General features: G+C 52.8%; 24 protein-coding genes, 1 tRNA gene and 1 pseudogene. 18 read left to right on the forward strand and 8 right to left on the reverse strand.

The window, feature by feature from the left end:
- From NSP04_RS12220 to NSP04_RS12230, 3 genes are all read left to right on the forward strand, one after another.
- A complete protein-coding gene (locus NSP04_RS12220; protein ID WP_257512629.1) occupies window positions 1–828 on the forward strand; it encodes an ABC transporter permease subunit in 828 nt (275 codons plus the stop codon).
- On the forward strand, window positions 825–1,811 hold the full coding sequence (locus tag NSP04_RS12225) for an amino acid ABC transporter permease (protein ID WP_257512630.1): 987 nt from the start codon (window positions 825–827) through the stop codon (window positions 1,809–1,811). Before NSP04_RS12220 ends, NSP04_RS12225 begins: the two co-directional genes overlap by 4 nt.
- A gap of 115 nt (window positions 1,812–1,926) precedes the next feature.
- Window positions 1,927–3,213 carry an alpha/beta fold hydrolase gene (locus NSP04_RS12230; RefSeq protein WP_257512631.1) on the forward strand — a complete coding sequence of 429 codons (1,287 nt, stop codon included), beginning with the start codon at window positions 1,927–1,929 and terminating at the stop codon, window positions 3,211–3,213.
- Here the strand turns inward: NSP04_RS12230 and NSP04_RS12235 are convergent.
- The 3 genes from NSP04_RS12235 to NSP04_RS12245 form a co-directional block, all read right to left on the reverse strand.
- Window positions 3,210–3,776: a hypothetical protein gene (locus NSP04_RS12235; protein ID WP_257512632.1), complete on the reverse strand. Its 567-nt coding sequence runs from the start codon at window positions 3,774–3,776 to the stop codon at window positions 3,210–3,212. The two genes, NSP04_RS12230 and NSP04_RS12235, sit on opposite strands and share 4 nt — an antisense overlap.
- 125 nt (window positions 3,777–3,901) lie before the next feature.
- Window positions 3,902–6,754, reverse strand: coding sequence for a hybrid sensor histidine kinase/response regulator (locus NSP04_RS12240; RefSeq protein WP_257512633.1), 2,853 nt, complete (start codon window positions 6,752–6,754; stop codon window positions 3,902–3,904).
- Window positions 6,755–6,803: 49 nt separating this feature from the next.
- A complete protein-coding gene (locus NSP04_RS12245) occupies window positions 6,804–7,580 on the reverse strand; it encodes a sulfite exporter TauE/SafE family protein (protein WP_257512634.1) in 777 nt (258 codons plus the stop codon).
- A 119-nt stretch (window positions 7,581–7,699) separates the two neighbouring features.
- On the opposite strand from NSP04_RS12245, the gene NSP04_RS12250 reads away from it, so the two are divergent.
- The 3 genes from NSP04_RS12250 (at window position 7,700) to NSP04_RS12260 (ending at window position 9,343) form a co-directional block, all read left to right on the forward strand.
- Window positions 7,700–8,605 carry a LysR family transcriptional regulator gene (locus tag NSP04_RS12250; RefSeq protein WP_257512635.1) on the forward strand — a complete coding sequence of 302 codons (906 nt, stop codon included), beginning with the start codon at window positions 7,700–7,702 and terminating at the stop codon, window positions 8,603–8,605.
- A 67-nt stretch (window positions 8,606–8,672) separates the two neighbouring features.
- On the forward strand, window positions 8,673–8,927 hold the full coding sequence (locus NSP04_RS12255) for a FitA-like ribbon-helix-helix domain-containing protein (protein ID WP_257512636.1): 255 nt from the start codon (window positions 8,673–8,675) through the stop codon (window positions 8,925–8,927).
- Complete coding sequence (locus tag NSP04_RS12260) at window positions 8,924–9,343, forward strand: type II toxin-antitoxin system VapC family toxin (RefSeq protein WP_257512637.1); 420 nt, start codon at window positions 8,924–8,926, stop codon at window positions 9,341–9,343. The genes NSP04_RS12255 and NSP04_RS12260 overlap by 4 nt, the downstream gene beginning before the upstream one ends.
- Window positions 9,344–9,345: 2 nt before the next feature.
- Here the strand turns inward: NSP04_RS12260 and NSP04_RS12265 are convergent, their stop codons facing one another.
- Window positions 9,346–12,528, reverse strand: coding sequence for a DUF748 domain-containing protein (locus NSP04_RS12265; RefSeq protein ID WP_257512638.1), 3,183 nt, complete (start codon window positions 12,526–12,528; stop codon window positions 9,346–9,348).
- A gap of 78 nt (window positions 12,529–12,606) precedes the next feature.
- On the opposite strand from NSP04_RS12265, the gene NSP04_RS12270 reads away from it, so the two are divergent.
- Window positions 12,607–12,682 (forward strand) — tRNA-Arg (locus NSP04_RS12270).
- Window positions 12,683–12,699: 17 nt separating this feature from the next.
- Here the strand turns inward: NSP04_RS12270 and ovoA are convergent.
- Complete coding sequence (gene ovoA / locus NSP04_RS12275; RefSeq protein ID WP_257512639.1) at window positions 12,700–14,856, reverse strand: 5-histidylcysteine sulfoxide synthase; 2,157 nt, start codon at window positions 14,854–14,856, stop codon at window positions 12,700–12,702.
- A 693-nt stretch (window positions 14,857–15,549) separates the two neighbouring features.
- Here ovoA and NSP04_RS12280 point away from each other — a divergent pair.
- The 5 genes and pseudogenes from NSP04_RS12280 (at window position 15,550) to NSP04_RS12300 (ending at window position 17,683) form a co-directional block, all read left to right on the forward strand.
- Window positions 15,550–15,888, forward strand: coding sequence for a GIY-YIG nuclease family protein (locus tag NSP04_RS12280; RefSeq protein ID WP_257512640.1), 339 nt, complete (start codon window positions 15,550–15,552; stop codon window positions 15,886–15,888).
- Between the two features lie 37 nt (window positions 15,889–15,925).
- Entirely contained in the window at window positions 15,926–16,126 is a 201-nt protein-coding gene (locus NSP04_RS12285) for a hypothetical protein (RefSeq protein ID WP_257512641.1), read from the forward strand.
- 86 nt (window positions 16,127–16,212) lie between these two features.
- Entirely contained in the window at window positions 16,213–16,932 is a 720-nt protein-coding gene (locus tag NSP04_RS12290; RefSeq protein ID WP_257512642.1) for a hypothetical protein, read from the forward strand.
- A 160-nt stretch (window positions 16,933–17,092) separates the two neighbouring features.
- Window positions 17,093–17,389 (forward strand): annotated as a pseudogene (locus NSP04_RS12295) (type II toxin-antitoxin system RelE/ParE family toxin).
- Window positions 17,390–17,392: 3 nt separating this feature from the next.
- Window positions 17,393–17,683 carry an addiction module antidote protein gene (locus NSP04_RS12300; protein WP_257512643.1) on the forward strand — a complete coding sequence of 97 codons (291 nt, stop codon included), beginning with the start codon at window positions 17,393–17,395 and terminating at the stop codon, window positions 17,681–17,683.
- Between the two features lie 53 nt (window positions 17,684–17,736).
- On the opposite strand, the gene NSP04_RS12305 is transcribed toward NSP04_RS12300, so the two are convergent.
- From NSP04_RS12305 to NSP04_RS12315, 3 genes are all read right to left on the reverse strand, one after another.
- Window positions 17,737–19,017 (reverse strand): cation:proton antiporter, encoded by a 1,281-nt coding sequence (locus NSP04_RS12305; protein ID WP_257512644.1) that lies wholly within the window; start codon window positions 19,015–19,017, stop codon window positions 17,737–17,739.
- A 76-nt stretch (window positions 19,018–19,093) separates the two neighbouring features.
- Window positions 19,094–19,381, reverse strand: coding sequence for a type II toxin-antitoxin system RelE/ParE family toxin (locus tag NSP04_RS12310; RefSeq protein ID WP_257512645.1), 288 nt, complete (start codon window positions 19,379–19,381; stop codon window positions 19,094–19,096).
- Window positions 19,374–19,595, reverse strand: coding sequence for a TA system antitoxin ParD family protein (locus NSP04_RS12315; protein WP_257512646.1), 222 nt, complete (start codon window positions 19,593–19,595; stop codon window positions 19,374–19,376). Before NSP04_RS12315 ends, NSP04_RS12310 begins: the two co-directional genes overlap by 8 nt.
- Before the next feature lie 112 nt (window positions 19,596–19,707).
- Between NSP04_RS12315 and NSP04_RS12320 the strand changes: the two genes are divergently transcribed.
- From NSP04_RS12320 to NSP04_RS12345, 6 genes are all read left to right on the forward strand, one after another.
- Window positions 19,708–20,109, forward strand: a complete 402-nt coding sequence (locus tag NSP04_RS12320; RefSeq protein ID WP_257512647.1) for an SRPBCC family protein — start codon at window positions 19,708–19,710, stop codon at window positions 20,107–20,109.
- Entirely contained in the window at window positions 20,109–20,972 is an 864-nt protein-coding gene (locus NSP04_RS12325; protein ID WP_257512648.1) for a DNA alkylation repair protein, read from the forward strand. Before NSP04_RS12320 ends, NSP04_RS12325 begins: the two co-directional genes overlap by 1 nt.
- 35 nt (window positions 20,973–21,007) lie before the next feature.
- Complete coding sequence (locus NSP04_RS12330; protein WP_257512649.1) at window positions 21,008–21,631, forward strand: cold shock and DUF1294 domain-containing protein; 624 nt, start codon at window positions 21,008–21,010, stop codon at window positions 21,629–21,631.
- Between the two features lie 209 nt (window positions 21,632–21,840).
- A complete protein-coding gene (locus NSP04_RS12335) occupies window positions 21,841–22,317 on the forward strand; it encodes a DUF2231 domain-containing protein (protein ID WP_257512650.1) in 477 nt (158 codons plus the stop codon).
- A 32-nt stretch (window positions 22,318–22,349) separates the two neighbouring features.
- A complete protein-coding gene (locus NSP04_RS12340; RefSeq protein ID WP_257512651.1) occupies window positions 22,350–23,321 on the forward strand; it encodes an SDR family oxidoreductase in 972 nt (323 codons plus the stop codon).
- A 74-nt stretch (window positions 23,322–23,395) separates the two neighbouring features.
- Window positions 23,396–23,947 (forward strand): chlorite dismutase family protein, encoded by a 552-nt coding sequence (locus NSP04_RS12345; protein WP_257512652.1) that lies wholly within the window; start codon window positions 23,396–23,398, stop codon window positions 23,945–23,947.
- Window positions 23,948–23,955: the final 8 nt, after the last annotated feature.

Below are 23,955 nucleotides of genomic sequence, written 5' to 3' on the forward strand. Positions count from 1 at the left end.
GTGAACTTTGAATTTTTAACCGACCCTGCGGGCTTTGGCCTTAGCGAAGGCTGGTGGCCAGTGGCCTTCGATTCGCCTTACTGGCAAATTTTGTTGGCGGGTTTGTTGAACACCTTGAAGGTGGCATTGCCTGCATTGCTGCTTTCCACCTTGCTGGGTTTGTTCATTGGGCTGGGCCAGCTGGTGCAGCACCCGCTACTCAAGGGGCTGTGCAGGGGCTATGTGAACCTGTTTCGAAATATTCCACTGTTGCTTCAACTGCTGGCCATTTACTTTGCCATTACCCAGTTTTTGCCGATTGCCAGCCAGGCTTGGTCTATCGGCGACACTGTGTTCATCAGCAAAAGTGGTCTGGCCATTCCCACGTTTTCTGAAACACCTGTGCGCGGGCGCTTTTCGATTGAAGGGGGTTGGGTGCTTAGCCCGGAATACCTGGCCGTCCTTCTTGCACTGGTTGTGTACACCGCAGCTTTTGTTGCTGAAGTGGTGCGTGCCGGCATACAGACCGTGAAGCCGGGCATGCGCCAGGGCGCCTTGGCTTTGGGTTTGAACCCTGCGCAAACCACACGGCATGTGGTGTTGCCTTTGGCCTTGCGGGTTATGGTCCCCTCACTTTCCAACCAGTACTTGAACCTGTTGAAAAATGCCTCGCTGGGTGTGGCGGTGGGTTATCCGGAATTGGTGTCGGTGGCCAACACAGCAATTAACCAAAGTGGCAAGGCGGTTGAATGCGTGCTCATTATTTTGTTCACCTATGCGCTGCTTAGTGCGGTGGCATCCGGCCTGATGAATGTGTTGAACACCCGCGTGAACCGGGGGGTACTGTGAACGCCAGCGTGGTGCTTAACCGCTTTTTGTGGGTGGCACTGCCCCTGTTGCTGGCACCCGTGGTGTGGGCGTTGGTGGATTGGGCGGTGTTCAGCGCCGTATTTCGGCCTGATCTGCAAGCCTGCCAACAAGCCGCCGGGCAGGGTGCCTGCTGGGGTGTGGTGGCTGAAAAGTGGCGGGTCATCTTGTTTGGCCGCTACCCGGCGGCCGAGCAGTGGCGTGCGGGCATGGTGCTGGTGGTGTGGTCGTTGTTGCTGTTTGCCACGGCGGCGCGGGTGTTCAAACCCAAAACAGCTTTCACGCTGTGGGCGGTTTTGCTGCCTGCCAGCGCATTGTTGCTTCACGGCGGCTTTGCTCGCTTGCCCACAGTGCCCACCGCCTTGTGGGGTGGTTTACCACTCACCCTGATCTTAAGCACCGTGGGTTTTGGCGTGGCCTTTCCGTTGGGGCTGTTGTTGGCTTTGGGCAGGCAATCTACCTTCGCGCCGGTTCGCCGTTTTTGTATTGCCTACATTGAATTGTTGCGGGCCTTGCCACTGGTTACAGTGCTGTTTTTGGCGGCTTTTGTATTGCCCTTGTGGTTACCCGGCGATGGTTTCGATTTGTTCACCCGCGTGCTGTTTACCATTGCCTTGTTCAGCGCTGCCTACCTTGCTGAAGTGCTTCGCGGTGGTTTGCAGGCAGTACCCCAAGGCCAGGCCATGGCGGCCAAGGCGTTGGGTTTGAATGTTGTACAGCGCAATGTGCAGGTGGTGTTGCCACAGGCCATCAAGGCGTGTTTGCCCAGCCTTATCAACAGCTTCATTACCTTGTTCAAGGAGTGTTCACTGGTCACCATCGTGGCCTTGTTCGAATTAACTGGCTCGCTAACCCTGGCGCTGGCAGGCGACGTGCAGTGGCGCAGTTTTTATCTGGAAGGGTATTTGTTCATTGCGCTGCTGTATTGGGCCTATTGCTTTGGCTTGTCGAAAACGGTCAAATAGCAGGCAGAGAACCCAAGCGTTAGAGTTGAATTTCTAGCGCTAAAAAAATAATAAGTGTACATTTGTGCACTAAATTGCACACCACACAATATGCATTCCATGGCGGAGACAGACCATGAACAAAAAAACCGAACCCAGCACCGGCGAGAAAATCGAAGGCACCTTGAACTTCGTGGGCGACTCCATTGCACAGGCTGCCACTCGGGTGCATGAACTTCACCGCGCCATCAGCGACATGCCGTTTAAAGCTGTGGGCGCGGCCACCTTGAATGCCAGCAAGCCGGTTGAATCCATTCACAACGAAATTACCGACCTGGTCTATGGCGCGGTGCGCGAAGCGGGCAAGGGTGTGTTTTCAGGCGCAGCCTGGGTGGTGCGCCAAGCCAATCAAAGTTTGGCCTCGCCACAAATTATCGATCAGGCCATGGGCGGTGAATTGATGGACCAGGTGGACCACCTGCCCATGCCCACTGCACCGAATGCGAAAACCGACAAGCGGGTTTCTGCCATTTCCAGTGCCATCAATGGTGTGTTTGGCGACCACTTAACCGCCACGCGCAACCCCATGCAAGTCCGCATGAATTTGTATGCGAACGGCCAGGCTTTGGCGGCAGACCAGGCCTCGCTAATGGCCCAGTTTCCCAATGCGAAAAATCATTTGATTGTTTTTGTGCATGGCCTGTGCTGTAACGAAGACAGCTGGCAGATGTATTACAACCCCAGCGAGCCCGCCACGCGCCCCTATGGCGACAAGCTGCAAGATGAGTTTCCTGTGACCTCGATTTACCTGCGATACAACACAGGCCGCAACATCGATGCAAATGCCCGTCAGTTCAAACGCCTGTTGAACAAGCTGGTGCGCAACTGGCCAGTGGCCGTTGAAGGCATTACTTTGGTGGGCCACAGCATGGGTGGATTGGTAAGCCGAGCCGTGGTTGAAGCGCTAACTGATGACGACATTATCCTGAAACGCGCCATTCGTGACGTGGTGTGTCTGGGCTCACCCCATGCGGGTGCACCGTTGGCTCGGCTGGCTGCAGCGGGCGAACAGCTGTTTGGAAAATTTGAATTGTCCAAGCCGATTGGCAAGGTGTTGGGCGTGCGTTCAAGAGGTATTCGTGATTTGAAAGACGGGCTGGGCGCTTTGCAAGCACAGGGTGGTCAGGAAGTGATGTTTCACTTGATTGGGTCAACGATTGGCGATCACACTTCGTCCTGGCTAAACACCACGGTTGGTGATGGCCTTGTCACGCCCGATTCCGCATTGGCGGACGATACAGGCCGTGCGCAACGGGTCACCTTCGCGCAAAAGCATCACATGACCTTGCTGAACGACCCTGATGTGTTCCTTGAATTGCGCATGGTGCTGCGCCAGCACTTGCGGCAAAAACAGCTCAACTAAATGTTGTAAGTCGAGGTTCTGCTTTCCTGTAAAAACACACGCTGTGTGGTCAATAAATAATTCACCAACAAGTCGGCGTACGTGCGTTTGAATTTCGATTCGCGCATGCCGCTTTCAACCAGGTTCAGTCCGTAATATTTCAAGGCCAAATGGGCTTGTTGGCATTCTTTGGTCCAGCAGTCCAAAGGTTCCAGAATTTGACTCACCGCATCTTGAAAACCTGTGGTGAAGTTCAGGAAGTCGGATTCATTCATGTCCTCCAGCAATTCCAACGCATTGTGCTCAGCATGCAGGTGGTGCGTATGCAGGCCCACGCGGGGGCGCGATTGGAACACTGTCAGAATTTGAAACAACAGCGGTTCAGGCAGATGAGCACTGGGCACGCCATACAACAATTGAACCCGACTTAAATCGATTTGCAACTGCATGCCAAACAGCCCTGACACATTGCGTGAACTCAAAGCCCAACAGGCACCCAGTGTCTCGAAAAACACCTCACGCTCGAACGAGTATTTTTTGTATGGGCTGCTGTGCAGAACCCGGTAGGGTGCTCGAATGGTCATGGTGAATCCAATACCTCGCCGTTGATCGTTTAATGATTGTGGGCTGACAAGGATTGAATTGGCATCGCATAGGTGAGGGTTCACCGTTTCCGGGGAGGTTAACCTTTTCAGGGGGTTGGTTTCCCCTAGTGGGGGGTGGTGCTCTCAGCCAGTTCAGCGTACTTCCGAACCAATGTAGGCCAAACCGTGCGGATTTGCGAATGCACCTCGCGTGCGGTTAGCGTCTGCGTGTTTAAACCCTGCTCGAATTCGCGAAAGCTGTGATGTAGGCTATCTTCATTCAGCAGTGCCAGCAAACTGACCATGGAATGAATTTCCCGAACAAAAGCCACCTCGTCGAGTTGCTGAAGGTGTCCCAGCAGTTTGTCAGGCAAGTCCGCGCAGTGTTTTAAAAACAGTGAGGGAATGGCCGGCAATGGCGGTGGTTCAAAGTCGATGGTGGCTTGTGTGTCCAATAGGTCCATCAAAGCACCGTAGAGCACATTTGCTTCCACGGGTTTGGTAATAAAATCAGTCATGCCCAGGTCCATGCAGCGTGTGCGTGTTTCTGAAAAAGCATGGCCCGTTAAACCCAGCAAAGGCGTGTCCATCCAACGTGTTTGGTCGCGTAGCCATGCAGTGAATTGATAACCATCCATGACCGGCATTTCAAGGTCGGTAATAATCAAGTCGAAATCTGGCGCATCGTTGGTGTCCAGCAAAGTCATCGCTTGTTGTCCGTTTTCGCACAGCGTCACATTCAGCGCCACTGCTTCAAGCAAAGTGCGAATCAGCACCTGATTCACCGGGTGGTCTTCCAGCACCAACACCTTCTTGCCTTGCAAAGTCAGGCGGGCGTCTTGCTCAATGCCCCGTGATGTGGGCACGGCTATTTCACCCCATGGCGTGGTGCATATGTCTTGTGCCAGCAAAGGGTGCGGCAGGTGAATCAGGCGTTTGCTTAAATCGCTGGGCAGCAGTTGAAGCAAAGCACTGTCGGCTGCCAGTAGATCGCGATCAATGGCCACAATGCGCAATGCCGGGTTGCTCAAATGCTCAAGCAGTTCCTTGGGCAAGGGGTGGTTTGGTTCAAAGGGATCCGACTGCAGCAGCACCCAATCAAAACTTTGTGTATCCAGTTCGCTTAGGCAGGCCCCCAGCGTACTGACCTTGGTCAGCTGCAGGCCTGTCGATTCAAGCACGGATTGCACACAATCGGCCACCTGCCCCGGCTGTTGCATCAACAGGCCAGTTTGGTAGGCCAGCGGCATGGGTTCCAGAAAAATATCGCTGTCGTAAGTCAGCGGCACGGAAAACCAAAAGCAGCTGCCTTGGCCCTGTGCACTTTCAACTGAAATTTCGCCACCCATGCGTAAAGTCAGTTCTCTCGCAATGCTTAGACCCAAACCCGTTCCACCATACACGCGGCTAATGCTGGAATCACCTTGCGAAAATTTTTGAAAAATACGGTCCAGCTGCGACTTGCTTAAACCGGGCCCGGTGTCGTGCACTTCAATTCTTAAATCAAGCAAATTGTCGCTTCGGGTTTGCAGTTTTGAAAACACCCGAATTGACCCCGCCTCAGTAAACTTCACTGCATTGCTCAACAGGTTGCTAAGCACTTGGCGCAGGCGCGATGGGTCGCCCACCAGGCTGCGGCCCAACTGGCCTGAATAACCCGGCGCAATGTCGTTCAGCAAGACCAAATGCCGGCTGGCTGCCTGACTTTGAACCGCCAAGAAAGAATTGGCCAGTACTTCGTCCAAAGTGAATGGAATTTGTTCAAATTCCACCATACCTGCTTCGGCTTTGGAAAAGTCAAGAATGTCGTTGAGCAGGCCAAGCAGCGACTTCGCAGCGTCTTGTACTTTCAACAAATAATTGCGTTCCTGCTCGGGCAAATTCGATTTCAGGGTCAGTGCCGTCATACCCAATATCGCATTCATGGGCGTGCGAATCTCATGGCTCATGTTTGCCAGCAAATGCCCCCGGGCTTCAACTTGAGCCTCGGCACGTTCACGGCCCATTTTGGCTTCCAGCGCTGCCAATTGTGCTTCGCGGGCTGCATCGCCCTGTTCCAGTTCACGGCGAAACGAACCCACCATCACCGCAAATCCTTTGGACAAGTTCACCATTTCCGTGACGAACTTGGGTTCAGGCAACTGCACGCTGTAATTGCCTTTGGCAATTTTCTCGCTCGCTTTGTTGAAGTCACGCAAAGGCTCAACGACGAAACGCTGCAACATCGCCAAGCCCAACAAGGCCATCAGCGTAACCAATACACCCAAATACAAATCAAAATTGGCCGTCGTTTTAATGTTGTCCGTTTGTTCTGTAATCACATCCTGAAAGCCCAATTCCACCGCACGAATCCGTCCTTGAATTTCCGCGCGAACGGCATTGGTCATGCCCAGGTATTCTTCCGAAAAAAGCATTTGAATGGCCAGGTCGTCGCGCACCTCGGCTTCTGAAACATATCGCTTGGCAACAGGGTCGTACAGCCCTTGTGTCAGCGCAAACACAATTTGTTCACGTTCGCGAAGTTTGCGGCTTAGCGTCAGAATACTGTCTACCGATTCCTTCAACTGGCTGCCCAGCTGTGGCGCCAGGCGCTCCGGGTTCAGCAGCCTTTCTTCAAGCGTTGGGCCCTTGGCCAAGATCAACTCAACACGATCTGTGCTGCCCGCGATCAACTTGTTCCAGTACACATTGTTCACCGGGTACTCATAAACACGTTCGCCAGCGTGGGTATCCAGTAGCTCGTAGTAGTTCACCAGGTGCTGGCTGTTTTTGCCCACGGTGTAGGCCGCCACCATGGTTTGCAGCGCATCGAATTCGGATTGAACCAGGCGCAACTCGTTGATCGCGTTCAGGCGTTCGGTCAGCAGTTCGGTTTGGGTGGTTTGCAGTTGCTCTGCGCGCTCGCCCATCCACACGTTGGACGCAAGGCCAAGCAAGGTGGCAAACAACACGAAACGGAACAGGGCTGCCAGCTTCATTCGGCGGGAAAGGCTAGTTGCAGGAAGCCTCTATTCTTACCGGAAAAGCTTAGTGCGTGTGCAGTGATTGCACAATCAGCCAGATTGCCGCAATGATCATGACCACCGCAAAGCTTCGGCGCAGTGCTTTTTCAGGCAGATAATGCGCAATCGCCACCCCCGCAGAAACGGTGAATAATCCGCCAAATGCGAGGGGCAGGCCGAGCGCCCAGTCTACCCGGTGGGCATTGGCATAGGTGGTCAGCGCCATGACGGAACTGGGTGCCACCAAGGCCAACGACAAGGCCTGTGCTGTGGTTTGGGTGTGCTTGAACACGCTGGTTAACAGGGGTGTGGCCACCAAGCCACCCCCCATGCCCAACAAGCCCATGCTGGTGCCACCCAGCACACCCACGAACGGCATGGTGACAGTGCGCGGTTCGTTGGAAAGGGTATTTCCATCGCTTGGATTCTTGCGCAGCATCAGCATGCGAAACCCAACTGCCAGCACAAACAGATTGAATATCCAGTGCAGCACGTTTTGATCAAGCTGCACTGCCAGCTTGGCGGTTAACCAGGTGGTAATGGTGGCGCTGATGCCAATCGCCAATACCGCAATCCAGGGCATGTGGTGGTGCTTGTGGTAGCGCCACCAGCCAATCAGCAGGTTGGGCACCATCAACACCAGCGCGGTGCCCTGGGCCAGGGCTTGGTCCATACCAAACCCGATGATAAAAAGCGGCACTGCAATAATGCCGCCCCCAATGCCAAACAGTCCACCAAAGAAACCCAAAGCCGCGCCCAGCGACAGGATAAGGAGCAAATCGGGTAGGGCGAGCCAAGACATGGGTGGGTGCGCTGTTGAATGAGGAAGGCCCCAGTGTATTCGTTATAAAAATTACTACAATGGCGCGATATTTAAAATATTATTAACAAATACACACGAATTGGACAAGGAGCAAGCTGGTGAAGCAGTTGTCGGATTTGGCATTTTTCAGCGAATTGGTGCGCCACGAAAGCCTGGCCAGCGCGGCAATGGCGTTTGACGTCACTCCACCTGCGGTCAGCCGTCGCCTGGCGGCGCTGGAAAAACGACTGGGCGTGCGCCTGCTACACCGCAGCACGCGACGCATTGGTTTGAGTGCCGAGGGTGAACGCTACCTTGCGGAAGGTGCAACCATTCTTCGCCAGATTGACGCACTTGAATCTGCCCTGCGCGCCGGGCAAGACACACCGCGTGGCCAGCTGCGTGTGAATGCGAGTTTGGGTTTTGGCCGCAAGCATGTGGCCAATGTGGTGTCGGCCTACCATGCGCAGTTTCCCGCCATGGAAGTGATTCTGGAGCTTACCGACCACCCCATTGATTTGATCGAAGGGGGTTTTGATTTGGCTGTGCGTTTCGGTGAACCGCCCGACCAAAGGCTGATTGCGCAAAAGCTGGCCAGCAACCGGCGCATATTGTGTGCAGCGCCCTCGTATTTGGCCACCGCAGGCGCGTTGAACAACCCGGCTGATTTAACGCGGCACCATTGCCTGGTGATTCGCCAGGAAAATCACACCTTCAACAACTGGCAATTGCGCAATGGCAAACAGGAAACCACGGTGAAAGTACACGGGCCGGTGAGTTCAAATGATGGCGATGTTTCCGTGCAGTGGGCACTGGAAGGCAAGGGCGTGCTGCTGCGTTCTGAATGGGACATTCAGCAAGAACTGAAAACCGGCGCACTGGTGCGCGTGCTGGGCGACTGGGCTGGCGCGCCAGCCGACATATTCGCTGTGTGCCCTTATGCCAGCCCCATGCCCGCCAAAACCCGGGAGTTCATAAGGGTTACACGCGAGGTACTGGCCAGCAAGGCGGGCTTGAATGTGTGATTGCTGAGTGGTGATAGCATTGTGTATAATATACAATCAATGATGTCATTAATCAAGAGGTGAAGTCATGAGGACAGTCACTGTTAGAAATCTTCCCGAAGAGGTTCATCGCGCTCTTCGTGTTCGCGCTGCCCAGCATGGTCGCAGTACTGAAGCGGAAATTCGCGCCATTCTTCAGTCCACGGTGTGTCCGCCTGAACGTATCCGTTTGGGAACAGCCTTGGCAGAGTTGGCCCGTAAAAGCGGTTTGACAAATGATGAAGCGGCGGCAATGGAAAAAACGCGAGACAAGTCAGCAGCCGAGCCTTTGAGGTTTGAATGATCTTGCTCGACACCAATGTTGTTTCTGAAACCATGAGGGTCCAACCCAACCCCGCTGTGATTGAGTGGCTCGACAAACAAGCTGCCGACACGCTTTACTTGAGCAGCATCACTTTGGCCGAACTTCGGTTTGGAATCGGTGTTTTGTCGGCAGGTCGGCGCAAGAACGAGCTGAACCAAATTTTAAATGGCATTGTGGATATGTTTGCTGGCCGTATTCTGGCGTTTGACGCTGATGCCGCTCTGCATCATTCCGACCTGGCTGTCGCGGCGCGCGCAGCTGGAAGGGGCTTTCCAACTCCCGATGGTTATATCGCGGCCATTGCAAAATCGCACAATTTCGCAGTGGCCACGCGGGATGAGGCACCTTTTAAAGCTGCAGGGTTGAACGTGGTCAACCCTTGGCATGTCCAATAGTTTTATTTATTAACAGCCACTCCGAGCTCCATCGGCACGGTTTTCTCTTCAGTGGCCTTGGTTTCTTTAGGTGAGTCCACCTTCAGCCGTTCAGCCGACACGCCGGTTGCAGCCAAGGCCTTGCTGATCAAATCTTGCCGTTGTGTGGCCAGGGCCTGCAATTGCGCGGGGGTTACTTCCTCAGCATCTTGCAGCTTTTGCGTTAGTACGGCGTAAAAGTTTTTGCCCTTTAGTGTATTTATTTCTGCGGCGCTTAGCTCGCGGGTGTCCTTGAACAAACTTGTAATTTGCCCCAAAGCTTTGCCAGCCAAGCCTTGTTCCAGCTCACCGGGGTTGGCCGTTCTAAAGCCGCTTTTCAATGAAGCCAACTCACCGCCGCCGAAGCGCTTTTCAAACAGGTCTTCAATGGCTTTCTGTGTGCTTTCACCGTTCATGGCCAAGGGGCCAGGGTCTTCATTGGCCTGCAATTTCTCGCCTGCTTGCTGGGCTACAGCGCGACGCATTTGCAGGTTTTGAATGGCTGTTTTGTCAGCTGGTGCCCAGGTGCCCTGCACGGTCAGTGCAAGGTTGGGGCGGGTGGTCAGTGCTTCACCCAGCTTTTTCAGGCTTTCACGTTGTGAAGGGCTTAGCGTGTTGGCACCAGGGTTGAACGCAACTTTGCCAATTTCCTCGCCAGCACTGCCCCCGAACAAAGCACCCAGTGCGCGGAAGGGTGCAGTTACAATTTTGGTCAGCACATTGCCAATTGTTTTCCACACAATATCGCCAAAGCTGAACTGTGGGTCGTTCAAATTGCCGGTAATGGGTAAGCCCAAATCGATGCGCCCATTGCTGTCTTCCAGTATGGCCACCGCAAGTTCCAGAGGCAGGTCGCGGCCTTGCGGGCTTTGCACGCGTTCGCCCAATTTCAGTTTGTCCACGATCACCTGGTTCGTGCTGTTTAGTTGTTGATTGTCGATTTTGTAATTCAGGTTCAGTGACAATTTGCCAGCTTCAATTTTACGGTTCGCAAACGTGCCGGAATATGCGGTCAGGTTACTCATTTCGACGTTGGTGAATTTCACTGCAATGTCCATGAATGCAGTGGGGTCGAGCAGGTTCAGCGAACCCTTGGCATCGGCTTCGCCATATTCATCCACCGCGCCTTTCAACACCAGTTCACCGCGCGCACCGGGCTTGTTCGACAAACCATTTACTACACCTTCCAGGCTGTGAATGCGTGTGCCGAACGGAATGAACAGTGACTCATCCGCGAAATCCAGCTCGCTGTTGGCAAGGTTGAAGCGATCAATTTTCACTGCAAAAGCCGGGGACGTGGCCGCAGGTTTTTCAGAAGGTACTGTGCTGGATTTTGGTTCTTCCTCGTTCACTAGAATTCGGCTGATGTTGGTGGATTTGTCTTTCGCAATCAGCAGCGCTGTGTCCAAACCATCCAGTGTCAGGCGCTGAATATTCACACCCTTTGCACTGGCTGTGAAGCCCGGGGTGGACAGCCTGTTGAATTGCAGAAACGACTTTTTGTTACCTGCCTCATTCAGGCGCAAACTGGCCACAGTCAGGCTACCTGCATAGCCTTGTTCCTTGGCGTTGTAAGTGGCTTTGCCCTTGGTGCTAACCGTGCCTGCTGCAAGGTCCAGTTTTGCAAACTGACTTATGAAAGGCTGCGCAAGTTTCAAAGACAATTCGTTAACTTCCACATTCAATTGCGTGGCTGCGGTGGCGGGCGTTAAATCGCCATTTACCGCAATGCGGCCGCCGCTTTGAATGTCCAGGCTGGCTTTCAGGGGCAGGGCCTTGTTCAGGTTCTGGGTCACTCCGCTGGTGGACACGGCAATGTTGTTCAAACCAATGCTCAACGTTGGCTTCATCGATTCGTCGGCAATTGCTGCGTTAATGCCGGAAACTGCAACCGTATTCACGGCATAGGTCCAGGGTTTGGCGGGCTCATCGGCCTCTTTGGCCTTCGGTTCTGCTGCCGGTTTTGCAGTTGGAATCCAGTCGTTGATCGCCGCCATCAGGTCTAGTTCGCCCTGTGCATTGCGTTTCACATTCACCTGCCCACCTTTCACGGTGGCGCTGTTTACTTCAGCATGTTGCTTGGCAAGGTCAACAGTAATCGGCCCTACTTCAATGGCGTTCAGGGCGAGGGCTTTGGCTTTGTTGGCGTGGCTCATTTGCAAACCGGCCAACACAATACCTGCCAGTTCGGCCTTGTTGGCTTGCAAATCAAAACTGCCATTGTTGATGTTCAACTTGGCAAACTGCGCTGAAGCCGATTGCCCTTGTTGCTTGGCCGCAATGGCGAAATCGCGCACCTCTGCGTTCACATTGTTGATCAATACTTTTAGCTGCGACGCTTCGCTGCTATTGGCGGTGGGCTCGGCTGCGGGTTGAGCCATGGGCTCGGCCAGGTTCACATCAAAATTCAGCGACAGGTCGGCAGTGCCAGCCGGTGGGGCGGTGGGCAACAGCGGTTGTAGAAGCGGTTCCAGTTTGGCAATGTTCAAGCCGATTAGCGACATTTCACCCACCACTGAGGGGTCGGCCAACTGAATTTGAGCGCGCAACTTTAGCTCGGCGTCCAGGCCGGTTACCGCGTTCAAAATAAAAGCGCCGTCGGTTTCAGAACGCGTGGCCAGGTCGCGCAGTTCAAGGTTTAATGGTTCTAAGCGGGTTTTAAGGCCATCGGGTTTGCGGCGGTCATGAAAGTCGATAACCGCGTCGGAAATAATCAACTGACTGAGCAAAAATGCTGGCGGCTCGGTGTTGTCTTCAGGCTCGGGCTCATCGTTTTTAAAAGCGTCCATTAGGGCGCTGAAGTTGTGCCGGCCTTCCGGCAGCAGCGCAACATTCATATTCAGGTTTTTCAGGTCGATTTGGTCTAATGCGATCAAACCTTTGAACAGGTCAGTGCCGGAAATGTCCAGGTACAACTGGTCGAACGCTACAAGCGGTTCGCCTTCGGGCGTGCTCAGGTTCAGGTTGGGCACGCTCAGCGTTAATGTGAAGGGGTTCAGTTCAGGCAGACCCATTTTTAACACATGGCCTGAACGTTCAAGTACCTGCTTTTCGGCTTGCCAGTGAACCAGGCGCGGCAGGCCCGCCCAAGCGAACAAATAAAACAAAACAATGACAAGAAGCGGAATAATCAGCGCTTTTGAGCGAAGAATAGCGGCGAATTTCATTTTTATAGCAACAGTACGGTGGATATATACCTCCAGTATCCTAGATACGGGCGCTGGTGTACACTAACGCCTTCCTGCGCGGCTGTAGCTCAGTGGATAGAGTATTGGCCTCCGAAGCCAAGGGTCGTGGGTTCGATCCCCGCCAGCCGCGCCACTGATCAATTCAATGGTTCACTCATTGCGCTTCCACATCGTCAGTTCACTCAAGGTGTACTGGTGTTTGCGTCGCGTTTCGCGAATTACGAAAGGCACAGGCTGTGGCCCTTCCACCAACGTGAACTGTTCACCCAGAATGTCTTTCAAGCCATCCAGGGTGCCATACGATTCACCATCCTTTTTGAATCCGCCTATCCATTCCTCGCGCTTGGTGTATTCCTCCATCCAAGTGTAGGGCGATGCAAGCACCAGCAGTCCACCGGGATTCAGGCGGCTGGCAATTTCATTCAAGAAGCGGCGGGGCGCATACAGCCTGTCGATCAGGTTGGCCGCCAGAACCAGGTCAAAGCCAGTGTGAATGTCTTTCAGGTTGCAGGCATCGCCTTGCCAAAACTCCACTTTGCCGGCTGTGTCGGCAAGGCCAAGATTATCCAGCCTGCGCTCGTAATAATTCAGAAGTTCGCCTTCGTCTGGCAAGGTGTAACGAATGGTGCCTGTTTCTTTCAGGCGAATGCCGACCTGAATCAATAAGGTTGAGAAATCAATGCCAATCACCTTGTTGAACACGCGGGCCAATTCAAGGCTGGAGCGTCCAGTGGCGCAACCCAGGTCGAGTGCTTTGCCAAGCAGGCCGTTGCCATGTTTTTGGTGGGCAGCAATCGCCAAATCAGCCATCGCCTTGGCGAAGTTGGGCACACCCAATGGCGAGTCGCCATAATGGAATTCGGCGTACTGCGACACCAAGGCGTCATTTTCATAGGTCGACAACGGGTTGGTGGCCGGTGTGTCGGTGACTACATAGCGAAACCCGGCATGCTGAAAAAAGTGTTTTCGAAATGCGTAGCGCGAGGCATGGCGGCTTTCATTGCCGCATGAAATCCAACTGCCGCCCTTGATGATGTTGTGGCGATTGTCAAAAGTAGGGCTGGTGAAATCGTCGTAAATCGGGTGCACATCAAAACCATCGAACGGGTAGGTGGGCGTTTCACACCATTGCCACACATTGCCAACTACATCGAACAACTCGCCGTGCGCAAAGTGGTTCACCGGGCAGCTCGATGCCCAATAATCCAGGTGCAAATTCGCATTGGCGCGCGTGTTGCTCGGTACTTCGGCAAGCTGCGCATGATCGTAAATGCGGTTCCATTCATCCTCAGTGGGCAAGCGCACCGGCTGGCCGGTTTGTTCGGCTTTCCAGCAGCAGAAGGCCCGCGACTCGTGGTAATTCGTTTCCACGGGCCAGTTCCAGGGCATGGGCACTTCTTCAGCCAGCAATCGGAGTTTCCAGCCACCTTGCACGGTGTTGTCGGGTACCCAGAAGGTGGGGTGCGTCGCTTTGGTGAATTCTTTCCAGCCTGCGCCTTCGCCGTCCCAATACTGATTGTTGGTGTAGCCACCCGCATTGATAAATTCCAGAAACTCGCTGTTGCTGACCAAATGGCGAGCGGTTTGAAACGCAGGTACATCGGCCTCGTGGCGACCGTACTCATTGTCCCAGCCATAGATGGGTTCGGTTAACGTACGCCCCAACACCACGCGGCCCGCAGGAATATTAACCAGGGTGTTCGCCGGCGCAACGCCCGTGCTTCGGCAAGGTTGCCAGGCTGGGTGTGGCTTCACATAGTGCAAGGCATGCTGGCGCATTAATACCGACGAGGTTTCAAGGTGAATGTGTTCATGCTCAATACCCATTACCACGGCCCAAAACGGGTCGTTCCAGCCAATCGGCAAGGTGAAGGGCGTGTTGCGAATTACGTTGTCGATCACCTCGCGCGCCTTGTGGCGGTATGCGCGTACTTCGTCCACGGTGGGCCAGTCGTAGCGCGCATCGTCCAGGTCGTCCCAACTCATTTCATCCACACCCACAGCAAACATCGATTCCAGGCGCGGGTCGATGCGCTTGTCGATCAGGCCGGTCAACATGAATTTGTTGATGAAGAAGGTGGCTGTGTGCCCCAGGTAAAAAATCAGCGGGTGCCGCAGGTTGATTGGCTTTTTGTAATAGGCCTCGTCGCAGGTCAGTAGCTCAAACAGCGATTCATACCGATCAAAGCTTGCGTGAAAGTACTGCAACAGCTCGCCGCGTTTGGATTCAATGTCGCTGCCCGCCAGAAAAGGTGTGCGCAGGAAGTGCTCGCTTTGGGCGGGCATGTGTTGTAGTCGGGTATTCATTGGGGCAGACCTGCGATGCTTCAGAATATAGTTAGTGTAATAACATACTTTATGAATGTTACGCAGTATCTACAGTCATTTAATAAATTGAAACACGCTGCCACGCCGTGTGCCCTTACCTCTACTTAGCGATCCAATTCACGGTTTTTTGACAGGGCCTGTGCCTGCGGCTTGATATTTTTCCGGGGCAATAAACCCCCGCGGTGAATGGCGATTGCTATTCCAGTGGCTAGACGAATTAGAAAGTTTGGCGATATTCACAAACTGGTGCCCATGTGATTCAACGCAGTTTGTCGAATTTATATCTTTTGCATTGGCTTCTGAACTGATCTTTTGCGTCACCCCTCAAATGCGGGGATGTGCATATTTGTTTGTTGGCTAAAACAAGTATTTATGGGGGGTTCAAGGCATTGTTTGTTAATTAAGCAGAGGTAGTTTGGGTCGATTGCTTGCCTTGGAATACTGGGTAATTTACATTCTAAAACGACTGTGAATTTGTGTTTCAACGCCACGCTGCTGTTAGGGCATGCGGTGGCCATGGTGTATCAAGAAAATGAGTTCAAGGTGCTGATTACGCCACACTCAATCGCCAAGTTGTACAAAGGGCTCCGTCGGTCGGGTAGTGCTCGGGGTGATGTTCGGATAAATGGATATCGCAGTTATTCTTCGACAAATTTAGTTAGGCAAACCAGCATGGCCCAAAATCCGTTCTACGTTTATGCACTTAAAGACCCAACAGAAAAGCCATCTAAGCCTTTCTATATCGGTAAAGGAACGGGTAATCGTGCTTGGGAACATCACACAAAAATTGATGAATCAGAAAAAAGCTCGGTAATTAAAAAAATACAAGAATCGAGACACGAAGTGATACACACAATAATTGCTGATAACTTAACGGAGCAGCAAGCTTTAAAAATTGAAGCAGAGTTAATTTCAGCGTTCGGAATTCGTTCTCAGGGTGGATTATTAACAAATAAAGTTCGTCCGAACACAGAGAATATTAGCCAAAAAAATAAAAGCAAACATCCCTGACGGGTGTTATGAAAAAGCTCAAATGGCGCTTGAGCTCATGAAGTCCGCCGTAATGGAGCTAGCCAAGGCAAACCCGCACGGAATTTCAAACTCGGATGCCGCAAAATATCTTGGCCTACAGTCAGACTATGGTGGTGGTTCAAAAGACTATCTGAGCTACAGCATTATTGGTTTACTAATGAAGGAAGGTCGGTTAACACGAACAGCCGACCGAAAGCATATTGCAACAGGTGAATAGTTCGCCTAACAATGCGCTCAAATCGCTCGCTTCGCTCACTGGGACTGGCTAAAGCCAGCCCCTTAGCTTAAACGTTAGGTCGCGCAATGGAGCCTTGGGATCTCAAAGACACGAGCTCGCTGGTAAGGCGCCAGTTCGGACGGGAGCAAGAGACGCTCTTCCGCGAGAGTTCACGTGCTGTCAACGATAGAAAGGCGTTCTCCTCGTATCATTTCCGCGAAGCAATGCGGCTTTCGAAGGACTTCGAGCGGCGACACCTCTCAGGAGCAAGAACGATCCTAGAGCTTCACGTCGCAGGTGCAGAGAAGAAGGAGTTGGCGTTCAACGTCTTCATGGTTAAAGCCGGTGCCCATGCGCTAGCCGCCATCCAAAGCCTTCACGCCATCCCCGACATCTTTGCTCACGCGGTGTATTTCGGAGCCGGGCAGAACCTTAGGCCTGGTGCACTGAAGGACCCTGAGATTTCACTTCCTCGGGTTGCGGCCAGCCTAAAGAAGGACAAGGAGTTCTCTGGTTTGTCTGCTCCGCTTACAGCCCTTCAATCAGGCTCGGACTGGAAGCGGCTTGCCGCAGTAGCGAATATGAGCAAGCATCGGAGCGTCGTGCGTGCCGCGTACAACGAGGACTGGACCGGCACCAAACCGAAGATCAGGGAACTCCATGTCTCCGCTTTTGAACGAAACGGTGTCCGCTATCCGGCGGCATCATTGCGTGACGTTCTGGAGCCCGAGTACGATCGGCTTCTGAAGAGCATCATATCTATAGGCCATGAGCTCCATGCATGCCTCCGGGGGCGCGCGACCTGACAGGTCATTCGACACGGACACGCAGCGGCAGGGTGCCGCGAGGCGTGCAGGTGAGCATACGTCTCGTGGCGCCCTGCCGGTGCGTGCCGGTCAACTCCAACGTTAGAGTTTTCCATAGCAATTCTTGCTTGAATGTATCCGTTCGGATACGCTTCTCAAAATGAACTCATTTCAACGCACATCAGAATTTGACGCATGGCTTAAAGCATTGCGTGATTCGATCGGGAAAGCTCGAATAATTTCAAGAGTTCGCTCAGCTGAAGCAGGAAATTTCGGTGATTGTGAACCCGTAGGCGAAGGTGTTTCTGAGATGCGAATTCATTGCGGGCCGGGTTATCGGGCTTATTAGTCGCGCAAAGGTGATGTGGTTTACCTGTTGCTTTGCGGTGGAAATAAATCGACACAGAAAAGTAACATCAAACTGGCCAAAGCTTTGCTTAAGGATTATGAGGGTTAAGGCATGAAAAAGAAACTCGCGACATTTGATGCGGCTGAATATCTCGATAGCGAGGAAGTTATCGTAGAGTACCTGAACGCCGCGCTAGAAGACGAAAACCCAGATGTTTTTCTCATCGCCATTGGCGATGTAGCGAAAGCTCGAGGAATGACGCAACTTGCAAAAGACACCGGATTAGCAAGGGAGAGCTTGTACAAGGCGTTGGCTCTTGGAGCAAAACCTAGGTATGACACAGTTCTGAAATTGATCCGTGCATTGGGTGTTGAGCTACACACGTCTCCAGCTCACAAGTGAATGCGGATAACTCTAGCCTGTCGATGTATCGGCCCGCCTGAGCGGCGGGCTTGCTACGCGCCGCGCCGACCCCATAGCAAATTGAGCAAGGGTTTGACGCTGGTGCCGTGCACGACAATCGACAGCGTAACGACAATCAGCGTTAGATACGTTAACTCGCGTGCCAGTGCTTCTGGAACACCGTGTTGAATCGCATACATCAAGTAATACACGGAGCCGATTCCGCGCACGCCAAACCATCCTGCAATGCCACGCACTCGCCACGACGTCTGGGTGCCGATCAATCCAATGGCAACACTTATCGGGCGTGCTACAACAAACACGAATACCGCGAGGCTGACCGATTGCCAGTTCCAGTAATCTAAAAAGAGCATGCCGCCTACAAGAAGAACCAGCATTAGCTCTGACAGCCGCTCTAAATGTTCCTTGAACACCAATGCTTCGGCGCTCACAATCGGCCGCGGTGCAGCGCCGGCATCATCGCCTGCGTCGAGTTGTTCAGGTTTCACAGCAATGGCGCTTGCAAGCTTGAGTTCGGTATGGCGCAACGCAACGGCAGCGAAAAACACAGCGAGAAACCCCCAAGCATGCAAAGCCTCGCTTAACCCATAAACGATCGCAATCAATCCCAAGCCGACCAGGTCATCGAGTACATCGTGTTCTGCGTTGGCACCGCGAAGCCGCCACACGAGCTTTCCGATTGCAACACCGCTCAGCACGCCAATCCCAATCGCAACAGCGGTCGCCCACACCACATCGACGGCAAGCCAGCGCCAGCCAGTGTCTCCCAATTCGTGCAAGCCAAGCAGCCCTAAGCCAAGCATGACAAATGGGAAGGCCATGCCGTCATTCATACCGGCTTCGCATGTCAGTGTGAATCGGAGTTGATCCTCGTCGCCCGCATAGCGGGACTGAGTATCGGCTGCCAACACTGGATCGGTGGGGGCAAGCACTGCGCCAAGCAGCACGCAAGCACCAAGCGGCAGTTCGAGTACGATGTAAGCAAAGGCTGCAATGAGTGTTACCGTGAGCACCATGGAGATGGAAGCCAGACGCAGCGGCGCGCGCCAATGCGCAATTTGAACTGGTACTGGCATTTTGACGCCGGCCGAAAACAGGGAGATGAGTACCGCAATCTCCGTCAGCGTTTCCAGAAGGGCTGATTGCTTGATCGGGTCGAAATAAAATAAGTTGAGAACAGTCGGTCCTAACAAAAGACCAACGGCGAGATAAACATTTGCCGAGGTGAAAGGAAGCCGCTGTAGATATCGGCTACCGAGTCCTCTGCTCAACATCAGGATACCGATGAGAAGAAACCACGATGCATGTGACATTGGCATCCTATGAAGAACATGGTGTGGACCCGGACAAATTCAACGATTATCCAAAGCCTGCCAATAAGTAAACGTCTCAGGTCGGGGAAAGTGCACCCAAGCAAGCTACCGCTTCACATCTCGATAGAAGTGCTAGAACGAGTGCACCATCATCAAAACTATATCCAAGCAACGTCAGTTGCTTGTTCATCTTGAATTTGTGTACTCGCAAAAATGAAAGGTCTCCCTTTTTCTGCTCCCCAATGGCGGGGTCGACCATCAGCTCCTTAATGGCTGCGTCCAGGTCTTGTTTCTGATTGGTATTCAGCTTTTTTACAGCTTTCTTAAAGGTCGGAGACTGTAAAACATGGGTGGCCTTAACCAAAATGGTAGCTCTCTAACTTTCCTGCCTCGCGTTCCGCTTTCGCGATAATCGCTTGCTTCACAAACTCATATGGCAAGTCGGGGTTGTCTTCCATCATTTCACCGATCTTTGCCCAATGCTCAATTTGCTTGGGGGGTGTGCGGTTAAGCGCCTTGGCCATGATGGTTGCTTTTTCGATCAGGTCTTGATCCAAGCGAATGCTGCTAGTGCCCATGTAAAACTCCTCCAAGGTGATTACTTCAATTGTAGCGAAACGCCACAAATGTGGCAAGTCGCTACACCCCACGTGCTTTTCATTGGGCAGATCACTCGTGTAATCTTACGAAATGAATAACGTTAAACACATCACCACAACCATTAACCGCACCCCAGCCGATGTATACGCTTACGCCTCGAACCCTGAAAATCTTCCGCTTTGGGCTGCTGGCTTGGCGCGTTCTGAAATAACAAAACAGGGCGATGCATGGGTGGCTCAAGCGCCTTTCGGCAAGGTAAAAATCAAGTTCGCGCCGGCAAACAGTTTTGGCGTTCTCGATCACGATGTGCAGCTTGAATCGGGCGTGGTGGTGCACAACCCAATGCGTGTGGTGCCCAATGGCAAGGGCAGTGAATTCACCTTCACTTTGTTTCAGCAGGCGGGTATGTCGCAACAGCAATTCGAAGAAGATGCGCAAGCGGTTGAACACGATTTGCACACCTTGAAAACAATTCTTGAATCTGCAAGCTGATGCAGCTCCGTCCGCCCACTGTTCCACTGGCGCCAAATGCCATTCAAAAGGGCACGCCGCTTAAACTTCTTTTGAATCAGGACTCGATCGAGTGCCTTGCGCAAAACATTCTTTACGCGCACAAGGCATTTCCGGCGGATGAATTTTGCAAACATGCGTTAAGCAATTTAGAACCGCTTGAACTGATGCAACGTGCCCAGCACATTGCAAATTCGCTGCGGCAATTTTTGCCTGCCAATTACACGCAGGCCGTGTCTATTCTTATTGAGTCGTTTACCCCGGCAGAGGCTGACGTGGGGTCGTTGGGCGTGGCCGGTTTTTTCTATTTGCCGCACAGCGTTTTTATTGCCGATTACGGTTTGGACCCAAGTTACAACCACGGTGAAGACCCGTTCAATGTGTCCACGCAAGCCTTGCGCGAACTGACCATGCGCTTCACCGCCGAATTTGCCATTCGCCCGTTTTTGATTCACCAGCCAGAACGCACGCTGGCACAGGTTGGCAAGTGGTTAAGCGACCCAAACCCGCATGTGCGGCGGCTGTGCAGTGAAGGCACTCGCCCCAAGCTGCCTTGGGGAAAGCGCATTCAATCGTTTGTGGTCAACCCACAGCCCACGCTGCCCATACTTGAACATTTGAAAGATGACAATGAACTGTATGTGCGCCGCAGTGTGGCCAACCACCTGGGCGATATTGCCAAAGACCACCCGGAACTGGTTTTCTCAATTTGCGAACGCTGGCTGCAAGCTGGGGCGTCAACTGACTTGAAATGGTTGATTCGCCATGCGGTTCGCTACCATGCCAAGAAGGGCAATGCCAGGGCGTTGGAAATTCGGACTAAAGCGAGTGGAAAAGCCAATTAAACTGGTCGCCATCGACTTTAATAGATTGTAAAAATATGCACATCGAAGGCATTTTGAAAACCTGGAATGACGATCGCGGCTTTGGCTTTATTCAGCCAAGTCAGGGCGGTGCTGACGTGTTTGTTCACATCAAGGCGTTCAGCGCTCGCAATGTTCGCCCGCAGGTGAATCAACGCGTTTTTTATGAAATCGAATTGGGTCCGGAAGGCAAGCCACGCGCAAAGAATGTACACCTTTCTCGCCCTGTGGCGAGCCAATTTCGCCAAGAGAAAGTTGCGCCGGCGTCTTGGGGTACGGTGTCTTTTCTGGCCATTCCAGCGTTTGTCTTTTTGTTCGGTGTGGTTAGCTTGCTGTGGCAACCACCGCTGATTCTGGCGGCGGTATATTTAACGGTCAGTGCTTTCACCTTTGTAATTTACGCCATGGACAAGTCCGCAGCAAAAACAGGTGCTTGGAGAACTTCAGAAAGCACATTGCATTGGCTTTCTTTGTTTGGCGGGTGGCCTGGTGCGTTAATCGGGCAACACCTGCTTCGTCACAAATCAAGCAAGGCACCATTCCGGTTTGTTTTTTGGGTAACGGTGTTTGTGAATGTGGCCTTATTTATTGCGCTGGCCTCGCCGGAAGGACAGGCACATTGGTGGTTCGTAAATCGCTGAGCAAGTCAGATTGAATGTCTAGCAAGTAAAGGTAAATAGCCTTGTTGGCTTTGTTTGGATTCTCATAAGCCATCAACTGACCCATTAGAAGCTCCCTAGGTCGTCACCCCACCCCTAGGCACTGTCTTACACCACACTCAGCACAATCCCACATACGTTCTCGCCGACGCCAATCATGATGGAATCACCAACCAAAATGAGGAAAGGCAATGAAAGCGAAAGCGTTATTCTTGGGGCACCCAATTCATCAAATGTTGATTGTCTTTCCGCTGGGCTTGTTGGGCACTGCGGTTATTTTCGATGTCATTTACCTTGTTACAGAACTGAGCACAATGGCGATCGTCTCGTACTGGATGCTTACAGCCGGTTTGGTTGGCGCCATGTTCGCCATCCCTTTCGGCATGATGGATTATTCAAAAATTCCACCCGACACCCGCGCCAAACGAATAGGGCTGATGCACGGGGTAGGTAACGCTGTAGTTTCTGTTTTGTTTATTGTAAGTTGGTATTTGCGGGAAGCCGATACCCTGCCCACTGCCACCGCAATGGCCTGGTCTTTCGCCGGGGTGGCCTTGGCATTGGTCACAGCCTGGTGGGGCGGCGAGTTGGTCTCAAGGCTGGGAATCGGCGTGTACAGCGACGCGTCACCAAATGCTGGTAGTTCACTGGACGTTCCCAGAGATTAAGCCTTCCAAAAGCTCAACCAATGGAGATACGCATGGCCACTTCCACCACAGTAAGCAAACAACAAAAAATTCAGCGCGACCAAGATTCAAAAGACAAAGCCAAGTCGAAAAAAACCACGAGCAAAGCCAAGCCAGCAGTGCAAACCAGCAGCAAGAAACAACCCGCGCCGCCCATGTCGCGCAACCATTTGAAAAAGCCCGGCACGGAAGCTGACTTGGATCTTGCACCGAAGTTTCTGGCCAAAGGCTACAAAGGCAGCGGCAAACTGGAAGGCATGAAAGCAATTATTACAGGCGGCGATTCGGGCATTGGCCGCGCAGTGGCGGTGTTATTTGCGCGTGAAGGTGCTGATGTGGCAATTGTTTACCTGAGTGAAAATTCGGATGCAAAGGAAACACGGCGCCATGTAGAGGCAGAAGGGCGACAATGTTTGTTACTGCCCGGCGATGTGAAAGACGCTGCGTTTTGTCGGAAGGCCGTTGCGAAGGCCGTGAAAGCTTTCGGCAAGCTTGATGTATTGGTCAACAACGCAGCATTTCAAATGCACGCCGATTCATTGGGCGATCTAACCGAAGAACGCTTTGATGAAACAATGAAAACCAATGTGTATGGCTACTTCCACATGGCAAAAGCAGCACTGCCCAATATGAAGCGGGGTTCAGCCATAATCAACACCGGCTCGGTGACTGGTTTAAAAGGCAGTGAAAAGTTGCTGGATTATTCAACCACCAAAGGTGCCATTCATGCCTTCACCATGGCGCTGGCCAGCAATGTGCTGGACCAGGGCATTCGCGTGAACGCAGTGGCCCCCGGCCCAGTGTGGACGCCGCTGAACCCTGCTGATAAATCAGGTCCGGAGATCGAACAGTTTGGTTCACAATCTGATTACCGCAGGCCTGCACAGCCTGAAGAAATTTCGCCCGCGTATGTGTTTCTTGCTTCGGCGGCGTGCTCCAGCTACATCACTGGCATTGTGTTGCCGATCACCGGCAGCGTGGGTTAAGGGTACGGCAGCCACTTGACCATGTGGGACTAAGCTGGGATATTGGTAGTAGAAACCTATACTCCTTTCCCCACATGAACAACCACTACTCATTCATCGGCGGCTTCGAAGGCCAATGGCAGGTTAACCGTTGCGAAGCGGTTATTGGCGAGCCTATTGAGCCGGTGCAAAAGTTGAACGTGGTGAATGCCCCAGCAAGCCAGCTGACCCAACGTGGCACTTGGGTGCTTCAAGGATTTACCAGCAATGTGCGCTATGCCGAGCGACATGAAATTGCGCAATTGCGTGCCAGGCAAGAGGGTTTGAATCGCCCCACTTCAACATGTGCAGCCCTTATTCCGATCAAGAAAAGCCCAGAGTGGTGGGCCTTGTCGCAAGACGAGCGGCGTGCAATCTTCGAGGCTCAATCGCATCACACTGAAATTGGACTGGCTTACCTTCCGGAAATTGCCAGGCAGTTGCATCATTCCCGCGATCTTGGTGAGCCCTTTGATTTTCTGACATGGTTTGAATTTGCACCCGAGCACACGGCTGCATTCGATGAACTGCTGGTGAAACTTCGGGCTTCGGAAGAGTGGAAGTATGTGGAGCGCGAAATAGACATTCGGCTTGTGAAAAACAACTAGAAGAACGC

It is taken from the genome of Limnobacter parvus (genome assembly GCF_024623725.1).
Classification (GTDB): Bacteria; Pseudomonadota; Gammaproteobacteria; order Burkholderiales; family Burkholderiaceae_B; genus Limnobacter; species Limnobacter parvus.